Origin of the sequence: Permianibacter fluminis, assembly GCF_013179735.1 — a bacterium.
In the GTDB taxonomy this organism is placed as follows: Bacteria; Pseudomonadota; Gammaproteobacteria; order Enterobacterales; family Permianibacteraceae; genus Permianibacter; species Permianibacter fluminis.
The window spans coordinates 1,514,961-1,528,441 of the sequence record NZ_JABMEG010000001.1; the positions used below are offsets into that span (position 1 = coordinate 1,514,961).

7 protein-coding genes are annotated in these 13,481 nt (G+C 60.4%); 6 read left to right on the forward strand and 1 reads right to left on the reverse strand.

Translation table 11 applies throughout. From position 1 onward, the window contains the following. Window positions 1-119 precede the first annotated feature (119 nt). From HPT27_RS06590 to HPT27_RS06600, 3 genes are read left to right on the forward strand one after another with little or no spacing between them, the layout of a single operon-like run. Window positions 120-1,328, forward strand: coding sequence for an efflux RND transporter periplasmic adaptor subunit (locus HPT27_RS06590; RefSeq protein WP_172240705.1), 1,209 nt, complete (start codon window positions 120-122; stop codon window positions 1,326-1,328). A 57-nt stretch (window positions 1,329-1,385) separates the two neighbouring features. Further along, window positions 1,386-4,520 carry an efflux RND transporter permease subunit gene (locus HPT27_RS06595; protein ID WP_172240706.1) on the forward strand — a complete coding sequence of 1,045 codons (3,135 nt, stop codon included), beginning with the start codon at window positions 1,386-1,388 and terminating at the stop codon, window positions 4,518-4,520. Continuing rightward, on the forward strand, window positions 4,513-5,961 hold the full coding sequence (locus tag HPT27_RS06600) for an efflux transporter outer membrane subunit (protein ID WP_172240707.1): 1,449 nt from the start codon (window positions 4,513-4,515) through the stop codon (window positions 5,959-5,961). The genes HPT27_RS06595 and HPT27_RS06600 overlap by 8 nt, the downstream gene beginning before the upstream one ends. A 71-nt stretch (window positions 5,962-6,032) precedes the next feature. Here the strand turns inward: HPT27_RS06600 and HPT27_RS06605 are convergent, their stop codons facing one another. After that, window positions 6,033-6,764, reverse strand: a complete 732-nt coding sequence (locus HPT27_RS06605) for a phosphatase PAP2 family protein (RefSeq protein ID WP_172240708.1) — start codon at window positions 6,762-6,764, stop codon at window positions 6,033-6,035. A 270-nt stretch (window positions 6,765-7,034) separates the two neighbouring features. Here HPT27_RS06605 and HPT27_RS06610 point away from each other — a divergent pair, with 270 nt between their 5' ends. The 3 genes from HPT27_RS06610 to HPT27_RS06620 all read left to right on the forward strand — a co-directional run bounded on the left by HPT27_RS06610 (window position 7,035) and on the right by HPT27_RS06620 (window position 13,380). Beyond that, window positions 7,035-7,265: a DUF3330 domain-containing protein gene (locus tag HPT27_RS06610; RefSeq protein WP_172240709.1), complete on the forward strand. Its 231-nt coding sequence runs from the start codon at window positions 7,035-7,037 to the stop codon at window positions 7,263-7,265. Between the two features lie 171 nt (window positions 7,266-7,436). Then, on the forward strand, window positions 7,437-11,249 hold the full coding sequence (locus HPT27_RS06615; protein WP_172240710.1) for a response regulator: 3,813 nt from the start codon (window positions 7,437-7,439) through the stop codon (window positions 11,247-11,249). Window position 11,250: 1 nt separating this feature from the next. Continuing rightward, window positions 11,251-13,380, forward strand: a complete 2,130-nt coding sequence (locus HPT27_RS06620; protein ID WP_235950851.1) for a putative bifunctional diguanylate cyclase/phosphodiesterase — start codon at window positions 11,251-11,253, stop codon at window positions 13,378-13,380. Window positions 13,381-13,481 lie beyond the last annotated feature (101 nt).

The following is a 13,481-nucleotide window of genomic DNA, read 5'->3' on the forward strand; positions in this document are numbered from 1 at the left end:
ATGACCGGTCGTCTTATGAACCCGTTTCAGACCCTGCCGCCACTGCGCCGACCGGTCTGTCCCCGCCGTACCGAATTCAAACCTTCACCAATTTGTCTTTGCAAGAATGGAGTCACACCATGAAAACCCGTCAAAACCTCCGCTCGCGGCTGCCGTTTGCGCTGGCCGCCCTGCCGTTGCTGATTGCCCTCGCCGGTTGCTCCGGCAACGCCCAAGAAGGCGGCGGCATGGCATTCCCGGCGCCGCAAGTCTCGGTCGTCGCCGTGGCCGGCCAGAACCTGCCGGTCGCCCGTGAATACATCGGCCAGACCAAAGGCTCGCGGGAAGTCGAAATCCGCGCCCGGGTCGGCGGCATCATCGAACAGCGTGTTTATGAAGAAGGCTCGGTCGTCAAAGCCGGCCAAGTGCTGTTCCAGCTCGATGCCAAACCGTTCGAAGCGGCATTTGCCGCCGCCGATGCCGAAGCCGCGCGCGCCAAGGCGCAGTTCGCCCAGGCCGAACGGGAACTCAATCGGTTGAAACCGCTGGCCGCAGAAAACGCCACCAGCCGGAAGGAACTGGACGACGCCCAATCCGCACACGATTTGGCCGAAGCCGCGCTGAAAGCCGCTGAAGCGCATCTGCGCGAAGCACGCATTCAATTGGGTTACACCAAGGTCACCGCGCCGATCAGCGGCGTCACCGGTCTGGCGCAAAAGTTTGAAGGGGCGCTGGTCAATGCCGGTACCGACATGCTGACCACGCTGACCCAAACCGATCCGATGGACGTGTATTTCTCGGTGTCGGAAAACGAGTGGCTGGCGCGCCAGCAAGAGCTGGCCAACGGCAGTCTGCAGGCGCCAACCGAAACCGCGCTCAGCGTGCAAGTGAAGCTGGCGGATGGCCGAGTGTTGGACCGCGTTGGCAAAGTGAATTTCAACGATGCCCGCATCGACACCGAAACCGGCACCGTTGCCATGCGTGCGCGTTTGCCGAATAGCGATGGCGTATTGAAGTCCGGTCAGTTCGTTCGCGTTGTGGTCAACGGCGCGGTCCGCCCGGATGCGATTGTGGTGCCGCAAAAAGCGGTGCTCGAAGGCCCGAACGGCAAATTTGTTTATGTGATTGGCAAGGGTGAAGGCGGCGCTGCGGTTGCTGAATTCCGGCCGGTGGAAGTCGGTGAATGGACCGGCGCTGGCGAACAGCGCGCATGGGTCATTCGCAAAGGTTTGCACGACGGCGATCAGGTCATTCTCGACAACCTGATCAAGATCCGCCCGGGGGCGCCGGTGCAAATCGCGGCGCCGGCCACGGCCGATGCTGCTGTTGCAGCCGCGCCGGCCAGCTGAGCCTTGGTGCTTGTGCCCAGCCGCCACCCGCCCATTCGCGCGTAAGGAATTCTGATTATGTTCTCGCGTTTTTTCATTGACCGGCCGATCTTCGCCACGGTCATTTCATTGTTCATTGTGATCGCCGGTCTCGCGGCGATGCGCAGTCTGCCGATTGCGCAATACCCGGAAATCGCCCCGCCTGTTGTGACGGTGATGGCGGTGTATCCGGGCGCTTCGGCCGAAGTGCTGGAGCAAACGGTTGCCGCGCCGCTGGAAAACCAGATCAACGGCGTCGAAGACATGCTCTACATGAAGTCGACCTCGGCTTCCAACGGCGTTGTGCAAATCGAAGTCACCTTCGAAATCGGCGCCGATGTCGACAAGGCTGCGCTCAACGTCAACAACCGGGTCAAGCAGGCGGAAGCGCGCTTGCCGCAGGAAGTGCGTCGGCAAGGCGTAACTGTTGAAAAAGGTTCCTCGTCATTCCTGCAGGTGGTGGCATTTGCCTCGCCCGATGGCAGCCTCGATGATCTGACCATTTCCAACTACGTCACGATGAACGTGCTCGATCGCATCAAGCGTATCCCCGGCACCACTAACGTGCAGATTTTCGGTGCCAAAGATTACGCCATGCGGATCTGGCTGAAGCCGGACCAACTGACCAAGCTGAAGCTGACCACGACGGATGTTGCTGCGGCGATTCAAGAGCAGAACGCGCAGTTCGCGCCGGGCAAAGTCGGTCAACCGCCGGTCGGTGATGGCCAGCAACTGGTTTACACCATCACGGCAAAAGGCCGCCTGGCTGACGCGGCCGAGTTCGAGCAGATTATTGTTCGCGCCAATCCGGACGGTTCACTGGTGCGGCTGAAAGATGTCGCAAAAGTTGAACTCGGTTCCAAGGATTACGAATTCCGCGGCCGGGTCAACGGCCAGAACGCGGTGTTGGTCGGTATCTTCCTGCAACCGGGCGCGAACGCGCTGGCCGTTGCCGATGAAGTGAACAGCAACATGGACGATCTGGCTTCGCGCTTTCCGCAAGGCCTGACCAAAACCGTGGTGTTTGATACCACCCGCTTTGTTGAAGTGTCGATCAAGGAAGTGGGCAAGACGCTGGCCGAAGCGATGGTGCTGGTGTTCCTGGTGGTGTTCCTGTTCCTGCAGAACTGGCGGGCGACGCTGATTCCGACCATTGCGGTGCCGGTATCACTGATTGGTACGTTCGCCGGTTTGCATCTGCTTGGCTATTCGATCAACACGCTAACCCTGTTCGGCATGGTGCTGGCGATTGGTATCGTTGTTGACGACGCCATCGTGGTGCTGGAAAACGTCGAACGGATCATGCATGAAGAAAAGTTGTCGGCGTATCAGGCCGCGATCAAGGCAATGACCGAAGTCACCGGCCCGGTGATCGCCATTGTACTGGTGCTGACCGCGGTATTCGTGCCTATCGCTTTCCTCGGCGGTCTGGCCGGCGAGTTGTATCGCCAATTCTCGATCACCATTTCGATTGCCGTGATCATTTCCGGGGTCGTCGCGCTGACGCTGACTCCGGCGCTGTGCGTGCTGATTCTGAAGCACGAGCACAAACAACCGAATCGCTTCTTCGACTGGTTCAATCACTGGTTCGAGCGCGTGACCCAGCGCTACGGCCAAGGTGTGGCCTGGATGCTGAAGCGCGGCGTCGTTGGTGTGCTGCTGTTCGGCGGCATGGTGGCCTTGACCGGCGGCTTGTGGAAAACCACGCCGGGCTCGCTGGTGCCAAATGAAGATCAAGGCTGGTTCATGACCGCGGTGATGTTGCCGGACGGCGCGACGCTGGATCGGACCGATGCGGTCGTCAAAGAAGTGGTCGATGCGATCAAATCAAACGATGCCAACGCCTACGCGATTGCTTTCACCGGCTTTGATTTCCTCGGTGGCGGCTACAAGAACAGTGCTGCGACAATCTTCGTGACCCAGAAACATTGGGATGAGCGTCCGGGCGTCAACACCGACATGCTGGTTGGCGAGGTCTATATGAAGACCGCGCACATCAAGGAAGCTTTGGTGCTGGCCTTCAACCCGCCGCCGATTTTCGGCCTGGGTTCGGCCGGTGGCTTTGAAGTGTTCATCCAGAACCGCGGTGAAGGTGGTGCCCATCGCCTGCAGGAAGTGACCCAGCAATTCCTGGCGAAAGCCAATCAGGATCCGCTGCTGATGAATGTCGCGACCCTGTGGCGCGCCGGCACACCGCAACTGTTTGTCGATGTCGATCGCGAGAAGGCCAAATCGCTCGGCGTCTCCGTTGACGAAGCCTTCAACACGCTGTCGGCAACGTTGGGCACGTACTACGTCAACGACTTCAACAAATACGGCCGCACCTGGCAGGTGCTGATGTCGGCGCATCCGGATTACAAAACCCGGCCGGACGATATCGGTGCCATCTACGTCCGCTCCGATCGCGGCCGGATGATTCCGCTGTCGGCGTTCGCCACGGTCAAATACACCGCTGGCCCGGACTCGCAGGATCGCTACAACAATTTGCCCGCTGCAAAGATTTTCGGCAGCGGCAAGCCGGGCGTGTCAACTGGTGAAGCCATCGCCAGGGTCGAGCAATTGCTGAAAGAAACGCTGCCGGCAGACTTCAGTTACGACTGGACCGGCGCCTCGTTCCAGGAAAAGAAATCCTCCGGTTCGAGCGGTTTCGCGATCGGTCTGGCCGCTGTGATGGTGTTCCTGATTCTGGCGGCGCAATACGAGAAATGGACGCTGCCGTTGTCGGTGCTGCTGGCGCTGCCGTTCGGCACCTTCGGTGCGCTGGTGGCTGTGTGGGCGCGTGGCATGAGCAATGACGTGTATTTCCAGATTGGTCTGGTGACGCTGCTCGGCCTTGCCGCCAAGAATGCGATTTTGATTGTCGAATTCGCGATGATGAAAAAGCACGAAGGCATGGGAACCGTCGAGGCGGCCATGGAAGCAGCGCGACTGCGCTTCCGGCCGATTCTGATGACGTCGCTGGCGTTCATTCTGGGCGTGTTGCCGCTGGCGTTCTCGCACGGCGCCGGTGCCGGTGCGCGGGTCGCGGTTGGTACCGGGGTGATGGGCGGCATGCTGGCCGCGACTTTCCTGGCGATCTTCTTCGTGCCCTTGTTCTTCAAATTGATTACCGATTTCCGTCTTGGCAAATCGCCTGCGATCAGCCCGACGAAACCGGGGGTGGCTCATGACTAATGCAATGATCAAATCGGTGCGGCGCACGCGCTTTGTCGGTTCGCTGCTGGCCTTGTCGGTGCTCGCGGGTTGTGCCATCGGTCCGGACTATCAAAGGCCGGACCTGGACCTGCCGGAGCAATGGCAAACCAGCGCGCCGCTGACCGCGCAAGTCGAGCTGGCACAGTGGTGGCGCAGCTTCAATGATCCGGTGCTGGAAACTCTGATCAACGAAAGCCTGCAACAGAACAGCAATCTGAAAGTGGCGGTCGCGGCAGTCGATGCCGCAGCGGCCCAGCTGCAATTGGCGCGTGCCGATTACTGGCCGACGGTTGATCTCGGTGTCAGCGGCACCAAGACGCGCAACAGCGAGGCGGTGACACCGGCCGGGCAAGCGTTGAACAGTACGGTCTATCAGGCCGGGCTCAAGCTGGATTACGAGTTTGACCTCTGGGGCAAGATCCGCCGTGCCAACGAAGCTGCATTGGCCGAGCTTGAAGCCAACGTTGCCGCGCGCGATGCCGTGCAGGCCGCGCTCGCCGCCAATGTCGCGCAAGCCTACTTTCAGGCTCGGGCGCTGGACCGGCAGATTGCGCTGGCCGAACAGACGCTGAACACACGCACCGAAAACGTCCGGTTGCAGCAGAAGCGGCTCGATAGCGGGTTGATCTCGCCGTACGATTTCGAACAGGCGCGCAGCGAAGCGGAAGCGGTGGCTGCACAATTGCCGGCGCAAAAAGCGGCGCGGGCGAAAGTGCAAACCGCACTGGCGGTGCTGCGTGGTCAGTCACCGAAAGCGATGGTGGCGGCGTGGCAAAACGGTGCTGCACTGAGCGCCGATGCGTTGAACGCCGCGGCGTTGCCGGCAGCGCCAGCCGTGCCGATGGATTTGCCGGCGCAATTGCTGTCTCGGCGTCCGGATGTGCGGCAAGCAGAAGCACGCTTGCAAGCGGCCAATGCCCGCATCGGTGTTGCCAAGGCGGCGTACCTGCCGTCCTTGTCGCTGACCGGTTTTGCCGGCGGCGTGTCCGATGCGCTGGCCGACGTTCTCGATGCACCGGCGAAAGCCTGGGAAGTCGCGCTCGGTTTGTCGCAGCCGCTGACCAGCCTGTATCGGGTCAACGCCAATGTCAGCAGCGCCGAAGCGCAGGCGCAGGCACAAACCGCTGCCTATGTGAACACGGTGCAAACCGCGTTCAAGGAAACGCTGGATTCGCTCAGCACGTTGACCAGCACCCGCGAAATTCAGCAGGCCCAGCAGCGCCGGGTGGAAGCACTCAGCAACGGTTATCGCGTCGCCAAGCTGCGTTACGATGCCGGCCGTATCGGCTATCTGGAATTGCTCGATGTCGAGCGGCAGTTGCGTCAGGTTGAACAGGAGCAAGTGCAAGCGCAGCTCGATCAACTGACGGCAACGGTTGATCTGTATCGCGCGCTTGGTGGCGGTTGGTCGCAAGGCTGAACCGTGCCTGTGAGCTATGCTTGAAAGCAACAAGGGCGACCTCATGGTCGCCCTTGTTGTTTGTGCCCGACTCAACTTGCTGTCTGCGAAATCGATCGTGGCTGCAATACCCGCTCGGCAACGAACTCATGCCATAACCAGAACAGCGCCAGACTGACGAACCAGCAGATCGCCGTGGTCCACAATTGGTGTGACAGAAAGTGCTGGCCGCGCAGCACTTGCGCCAAGCCAAGAAAATGACCGCTGACCAAACTGCCCCATAGCGCCACTTGCGCCAGTCGCGGTTTGGCCATCATCAACAAACCAAAATACAGCGCGATGAAACTCATGCCCGAGGTGGCGTGACCGGCCGGCCAGCAATGACCGCCACTGCCGGCAAACGTCGGGAACGGGCCTTCGACCGTGGCGGCATGGCTGCCGCCGTAATTGGCGATCTGGACCGGGCAATAGACATCGGTTTCCCGTTTCAGGGTGCCAATCACTGAACCGGAAATCAGCATCGCCGCCAGGCTAAGCCACAGCGGAATGTACCAGCGCCGCAGTGACCGGCCGCGCCACGGAGTCAGCGACACCAGCAACAGCACAAAGAACGCGCCGACGGCAATTTTCTTCGGCCATTCGTGCAACCACAGTTCGTAACTGGCCGAGCCCTGATACGGAAATGCGTGGCCGATCGCATACAGCGACGCCGCCAATTTGGCGTCGATGCGCAGCAGGCTGAACAGCAGCAGCAAGGCCAGCAGCAGGCACATCGGCCACAGCGCCAGATTCAGCCATTGCGGCACCAGGGATTTGTCGAACACGGGCTCGTCTCATGCAGCACTTGGGACAGGTGCACGATAAGAGCGACGCGCTTAAGTCCGGATTAAGCCGCGGATTGAGCCTGCTGCGACACGGACTCGTCGGCCGGATCGAATGCGTCTTGGCGGCAGGGGCTAGTTCACGCGTTTGCTGGGCGTGGCTACGGCTTAGAAGAGATTGTTCCTACCACTCGGAAAACCGTGCAGGGATGGTGGTTTCGGCCTATCAAGCAGGAAGCACCAACCCGGTGTGCCGCCATCAGGAGAACGGCAATGGCCGAGTCAGCACCGCAACCGGCGAGCACGGAAGAGCAGGCGCCGGTGGCCTGCAACATCTGCCGCAAAGAGATTCCGCTCAGTGCCGCCATGAACCCGGAAGGCGAGCAATACGTTGAGTATTACTGCGGGCTCGATTGTTACGAGACCTGGTTCCATAAGCGTTGCGAAAGCGAGTACCCCGCCGCGACCGATTATGAGTGGCCGGCGCCGCGGGCCTGGCGCTAGACGCCGGTACCGGTGCTCAGTGGCGCATCCCGACGCCATCTGAGCCGGTTCGAGCTGGAGTGAAAGTACCAATTGCTCCGTCGAGCTTTTGGCGCGGAGCAGCATGGCAAAAAACCGACACAGCTGCTTAGCTAGTCAGTAGCAGTGATTTTGTGGATATCGGGGGTCGGCATGGATGTGCCGCGGCAAACCGCATTCTGGCGCTTGGTGGGCCTGTTCAGCCTGGTCTTCGGCGTGGTCATGCTCGCCACCCTGTTGGTCTGGCAGCAAGTGCGCCAGCAGGATGAGCTGATTGCCGGTCGCCAATTTGCCAGTGAGACCGACCAGCTCAGCACCAGCATCGCCCAACAGCTGCACAACTACGAAGGCGTGTTGCGTAGTGCGGCGGCCTTGTTCGCCGCGTCCGATGCGGTGTCGCGGGCCGAATGGCGTGAGTTCACCGCCGCCTTGCGACTGGATCTGAGTAATCCCGGTTTGCAGGGCATTGGCTATCTGCCGCGCGTGCCAGCGCGCGCGTTGGCTGCCCACATCGCCCAGGCCCACGCCGAAGGGTTGCCGCAGTATCAAGTCACGCCGTTGGCAACCGACCCCGCACACGAATACTTCCCGGTGTTTTATCTGGAGCCCATCGACTGGCGCAATTTGCGCGCGTTCGGTTTTGACATGGGCTCAGAACCGGCGCGCGCCGCCGCGCTGAAACAGGCGCGCGATGAAGGCCGCGCCGTGCTGACCGCACCGCTGATTTTGAAACAGGAAACCGAGCAGGGCATACAGACCGGTGTCGTGATGGTTTGGCCGCTGTATCGGCCGGGCAACAATTCGGAAGATGGTGCCGAACGCGTGCAGGGCTATGTCTACAGTCCGCTTCGGCTCGGTGATCTGTTGACCGGTATTCTGGCCGGGCAGTTGGCGCGTCTGCAGCTGACGCTGACCGACAACGGCGCGATCAGCGCAGCCAATTCCACCAGCTCCTCTAGCGCTGCCAGCAATCCCCATGATTCGGCTGCAAGCACGGCACAAGCGCTACTGTTTCAATCGGCAGCGGCGACGGCGGCGCCACGCTTTAAGTCAACGCAGATTCTCAAGGTGCCCGGTCGGGAGTGGCAGCTGCAGGTGCTCAGCACGCCGCAATTTGAGCAAAGTCTGCCGCGCGGCAATGCCGGTCCGCTGCTGTTGTCTGGCACCTGTGTCGCGCTGTTGCTGGCGCTGCTCGTGGTGTTCTACGCCCGTCAGCGTGAGCGTTTGCACAGCCAGCAAACCCGGCTGACCCAGCAGTTGCAGCAGCGCGAAGAACGCTTCCAGATGCTGATTGATGGCGCGCCCAACGCCATGCTGATCGTTGACGCGGAGGGCCGCATCGAGTGGCTCAATCCGCAGGCCGAACAATTGTTTGGTTACGATCGGGCGTCGCTGCAGAATCAACCGATCGAAGTGCTGCTGCCGGAGCGGTATCGCAATCAGCACAATGGCTGGCGGCGCGGCTTTCAGGCCGCGCCTTCGCCGCGCCAAATGGGCAGCGGTCGCGAGCTGTTTGCCCGGCGTCAGGATGGCAGCGAAGTGCCGGTCGAGATTGGCCTGAGTCCGGTGCAAACCGACGACGGCGTCAAGACCATCGGCTCGATCATTGATCTCAGTGCGCGCCGGCACGCCGAAGAGCGGGCGCGCATGCTGGTCGAGGCCGCACCGAATGCGATTGTGTTGGTCAATGGCAAGGGCCAGATTGAACTGGTCAACAGTCAGACCGAACAATTGTTTGGCTACAGCCGCGCCGAATTGCTTGGCCAGTCAGTGGAGGTGCTGATTCCGGAATCGCTCAGGGAAAAACATCCGGGGCTGCGGGAAAGCTATCACCGGGCGCCCAGCCAGCGGCAAATGGGCAGCAATCGCGAACTGTTCGCCCGACACAAGTCCGGATTTGCCATTCCGGTGGAGGTCGGTTTGGCGCCAATTGTGGCCGGTGGTCAGCGCTCAATTCAAGCGGTGATCATCGACATCACCGCGCGCAAAGCCGCCGAACTTAAACTGCGTGAACAAGCCGAACAACTGGCGCTGGCCAATCGCTACAAATCGGAATTTCTGGCCAATATGTCGCACGAGCTGCGCACACCGCTCAATAGCATCATGATCCTGAGTGAGCAGCTGACCCGCAACCCGGCCGGCAATCTGACCAGCAAGCAAGTCGCGCATGCCGATATCATTCGCCGCTCCGGCGGCGATCTGCTGAACCTGATCAACGACATTCTGGATCTGTCGAAAGTCGAAGCGGGCCGGATGACACTGGTGATGGAGGCCGTCAACATTCGCGAGCTGACGGTGGCGCTGGAAACGTCGTTCCGGCCCTTGGCCGAGGCCAAGAACCTGCAGTTGCGCTTCACTGTGGCCGACGACGTGCCTCCGCTGTGCCAAACCGACCCGCAGCGCCTGCACCAGATTCTGCGCAACCTGTTGTCCAATGCCATCAAGTTCACCGATGTCGGCCGGATTGAACTCAGCATTACTCGCCAGCATGAGGACGTGCCCAGTCGGGTGCTGACGCCGGAAGCGATTTGCATTGCCGTGCGCGATACCGGCATTGGCATTGCGCCTGGTCAGCACGAAACCATTTTTCAGGCCTTCCGCCAGGCCGACGGTTCCACCAGCCGCCGCTTCGGTGGCACCGGGCTTGGCTTGACCATCTCGCGGCAATTGACCGAACTGCTCGGCGGCGTGCTGACGCTTGAGAGTACGCTCGGCGTCGGCAGCGTGTTCAAGTTGTTTCTGCCGCTTAATGCAGTGCCGGTCGCGAACAGCCATTCGACCTTGCAAATCAGTGGCGCCAGCGAAGGTGCGCCGCGCCTGCTGATTGTCGAAGACGATCCGTCATTCGCCCAGATTCTGGTCGATACCGCCAACCATTACGGCTTCACCAGCTATCGCACCGAACGCGGCAGCGAAGCGCTGGAGTTGCTCGAACGGTTGCGGTTTGATGCCATCATTCTGGACCTTTTGTTGCCAGACATCAGCGGCTGGCAAGTGCTGCGCGAAATCCGAAACCGGCCGCAAACGCGCTTGTTGCCAGTGCACATCATTTCTTGCGTGCAACAGCCGATGAGCTGGGATGACGAGAATGTCTGTTATCTGGTCAAGCCGGTCAGTCACGATGAGTTGCACAAGCTGCTGCGCCAGTTGGCGCCAAGCGGTGGCAGTGAGCTGTCGATTCTGCTGGTCGAAGACAATGCCGTTGAACGCGAACATTGCGGTGAAGTGCTGAGCCAATTCGGCGCAATGGTGCATGGCTGTGCCACCGCAGCGGAAGCGCTGGCAGCGTATACGGCTGACGAATATCGCTGTCTGGTCATTGATCTGCAGCTGCCTGACCAATCGGGTTTTGAGCTGTTGCAGCAAATGGCTGAGATCCGACCGCTGACCGGGGTGCACGTCATCATCAACACCGGCATGGATTTGTCGGCCCAGCAACAGCAATGGCTGCGCCAATTCAGCGGCAGCGTCATTCAAAAAGGCGCTCAGGCCGATCAATTGCTGACCCAGGCCGTGCAACCGTTTCTCGGCGCGGTGTTGCCGGCACCGAGTGGCGAGGATCGGGCGGCGCTGCCGTTTACTGCTCGCGATCAGCGCGTGCTGCTGGTCGACGATGATGTCCGCAATATCTACGCCATGTCAGCCTTGCTCGAACAGTTCCAGCTGGAAGTGGAAGTGGCGCGCGACGGTCAGGAAGCCATCAGCGTGCTCAGTCGCGACAGCAACTTTGCTCTGGTGCTGATGGATATGGCGATGCCGGTCATGGACGGTTACACCGCCACCCGAATTCTGAAGCGTGAGCGCAAGCTGCATCTGCCGATTGTCGCGCTGACTGCACATGCCATGAAAGGTGATCGGGAGAAATGCCTGCAGGCCGGCGCCGATGACTATCTGGCCAAGCCGGTCGATGAGGCCGGCATGCGCGAGCTGCTGGCGCGCTGGCTCAGCCCTGGCCAGGAGTGTTGACATGCTGTCGGCAAAAAAACTGAAACACCAACCGGTGCTGCTGCTGGTCGATGACCGGCCAGAAAATCTGGCCAGTCTGGAAGCGGTGCTGGAAGACGGTGAGCGTCAGCTGCTGTCTGCCCAGTCGGGCGAGCAGGCGCTGTCACTGTTGTTAAGTCATGACGTGACGCTGGTGCTGCTCGATGTCCAGATGCCGGGCATGGATGGTTACGAGGTCGCGCGGTTGATGCGCGCCAAGGCACGCACGCGCGACATTCCCATTTTGTTCATTACCGCCACCGAGCGCGACGAGCGGGCGATGCTGCGCGGCTACGAGTCCGGCGCGATCGATTACCTGTACAAACCGTTCAGCCCCGACGTGCTGCAGCGTAAAGTCGCCGTGCTGCAGGAGCTGCAATTGTCGCGGCAGCGGCTTTCACTGATGAACCGAAACCTTGATGAAGCACGCAGCTATTACGCCGCCATTCTCAGTACCGCTGCCGAAGGCATTCTGGTGGTCGATGAGCAGGGCATCATCAGCTACGCCAATCCAGCCGCCTGTCAGTTGCTGGATTGTCCACTGATCATGCTGGAAAGCGAGCCGCTGCAAAAGCTCGCGACAGCACCGGATTCCAATGTGGTGCCATGGGAGAACAGTCTGTTCTTTCAGCATTGGCACAAGAAGATGACTTACCGGGCTCATGACGCCCTGCTGTTCTCGCCAACTGGCCAGCGGCTGCCGGTGACGCTGTCAAGCGCGCCACTGCCGCCACCTCACCGTGGTCTGGTGGTGGTGTTTCAGGATAACCGGGTGCCCAAGCAGTTGCAGGAACAACTGTTGAAGCAGGCGATAACCGATTCGCTGACCGAGTTGTTCAACCGGCACGGCTTTCTGCAGGCGCTGCATGCCGCGGTCGCGCGCAGCCAGCGCAACAGCAAATCGCTGGCGGTGCTGTATCTGGATTTGGACGGGTTCAAACGGATCAACGACACGCTCGGTCACGCCGCGGGCGATCAGTTGCTTCGGCGGATGGCCGAGCGCTTGCGCCGCTGTACCCGCAGCTATGACACGCTGGCTCGGCTCGGCGGTGACGAATTCACGGTGATACTCGACGGCCTCGATAGCCCGGAGGATGCAGCCCGCATCGCGGAAAAAATTCTCGAAACGATAGTCGCACCACTCGAATTACAGGGCCTGCAGATTGCGGTCAGCGTCAGCATCGGTATCGCGACCTGGCCGGATTGCGGCGACAGCGTCGACGCCCTGCTGCAAGCGGCCGATCTGGCGATGTATCAGGCCAAATCGGAAGGCCGCAATCAATACCGATTTTTTACCGCCGAAATGAATGGTCGCGCCCGCGCCCGATTGTTGCTGGAAGAGAGCCTACGCCAGGCGGTCGCCACCGAAGAGTTTCTGCTGCACTATCAACCGCAGCTGATGTTGAGCGACGGTCGTCTGCGCGGCTTCGAAGCCTTGCTGCGTTGGCAGCATCATCAGGCCGGGTTGGTATCGCCCGCTATTTTTGTCCCGTTGCTGGAAGAAACCGGGCTCATCAACAGTATCGGTGGCTGGGTGATTGAACGGGCCTGTCAGCAGCGGCAACGCTGGCAAGCGCAGTTTGCCGGGGATCTGATCATCTCGGTCAATCTGTCGGCCCGGCAATTTGGCATTGCCGAGTTGGTCACCCAAATTGCCCGGATAGTGGAGCAATGCCAGCTGCGACCAAACCAGCTGGAACTGGAAGTCACCGAAAGCTCGCTGATGCAGGATCTGGAGCACAGTCAGCGGGTGCTGCGCGAGTTGCGCCAACAAGGCTTTCGCATTGCCATCGATGACTTTGGCACCGGCTATTCGTCGCTGGCCTATTTGCGCCAGTTTGAAATCGATACCTTGAAAATTGACCGGATGTTTATCGCCAACGCCCTGACCAATGGCAAGGACGCCGCCATCGTCGAAACGCTGATCCAGCTCAGTCATCATCTCGGTATGGAGGTGGTCGCCGAAGGCGTTGAAACCACCGAGCAATTGCGTTGGCTGCAATCGATTGACTGTGATTGCGTGCAAGGCTACTTGTTCGCCAAACCCTTGCCTGAAGCGGAAGCCAGTCGCTATCCGGGACAGGTGTCACTGGCAGATCGCGCCGGCTTGTAAAATTAGCTGACGTTTCATTGCATTTTTTGTGCGCAGAGCGACCGCTGGCGCAGCGCGTCATGTCAGCGCCGCGACGTTGTGGCAGAATTTCCCCGCCACCA

Coding starts and splice junctions, on each gene's coding strand:
- HPT27_RS06590 (WP_172240705.1), top strand. CDS start 120: ATGAAAACCCGTCAAAACCTCCGCTCGCGGCTGCCGTTTGCGCTGGCC.
- HPT27_RS06595 (WP_172240706.1), top strand. CDS start 1,386: ATGTTCTCGCGTTTTTTCATTGACCGGCCGATCTTCGCCACGGTCATT.
- HPT27_RS06600 (WP_172240707.1), top strand. CDS start 4,513: ATGACTAATGCAATGATCAAATCGGTGCGGCGCACGCGCTTTGTCGGT.
- HPT27_RS06610 (WP_172240709.1), top strand. CDS start 7,035: ATGGCCGAGTCAGCACCGCAACCGGCGAGCACGGAAGAGCAGGCGCCG.
- HPT27_RS06615 (WP_172240710.1), top strand. CDS start 7,437: ATGGATGTGCCGCGGCAAACCGCATTCTGGCGCTTGGTGGGCCTGTTC.
- HPT27_RS06620 (WP_235950851.1), top strand. CDS start 11,251: ATGCTGTCGGCAAAAAAACTGAAACACCAACCGGTGCTGCTGCTGGTC.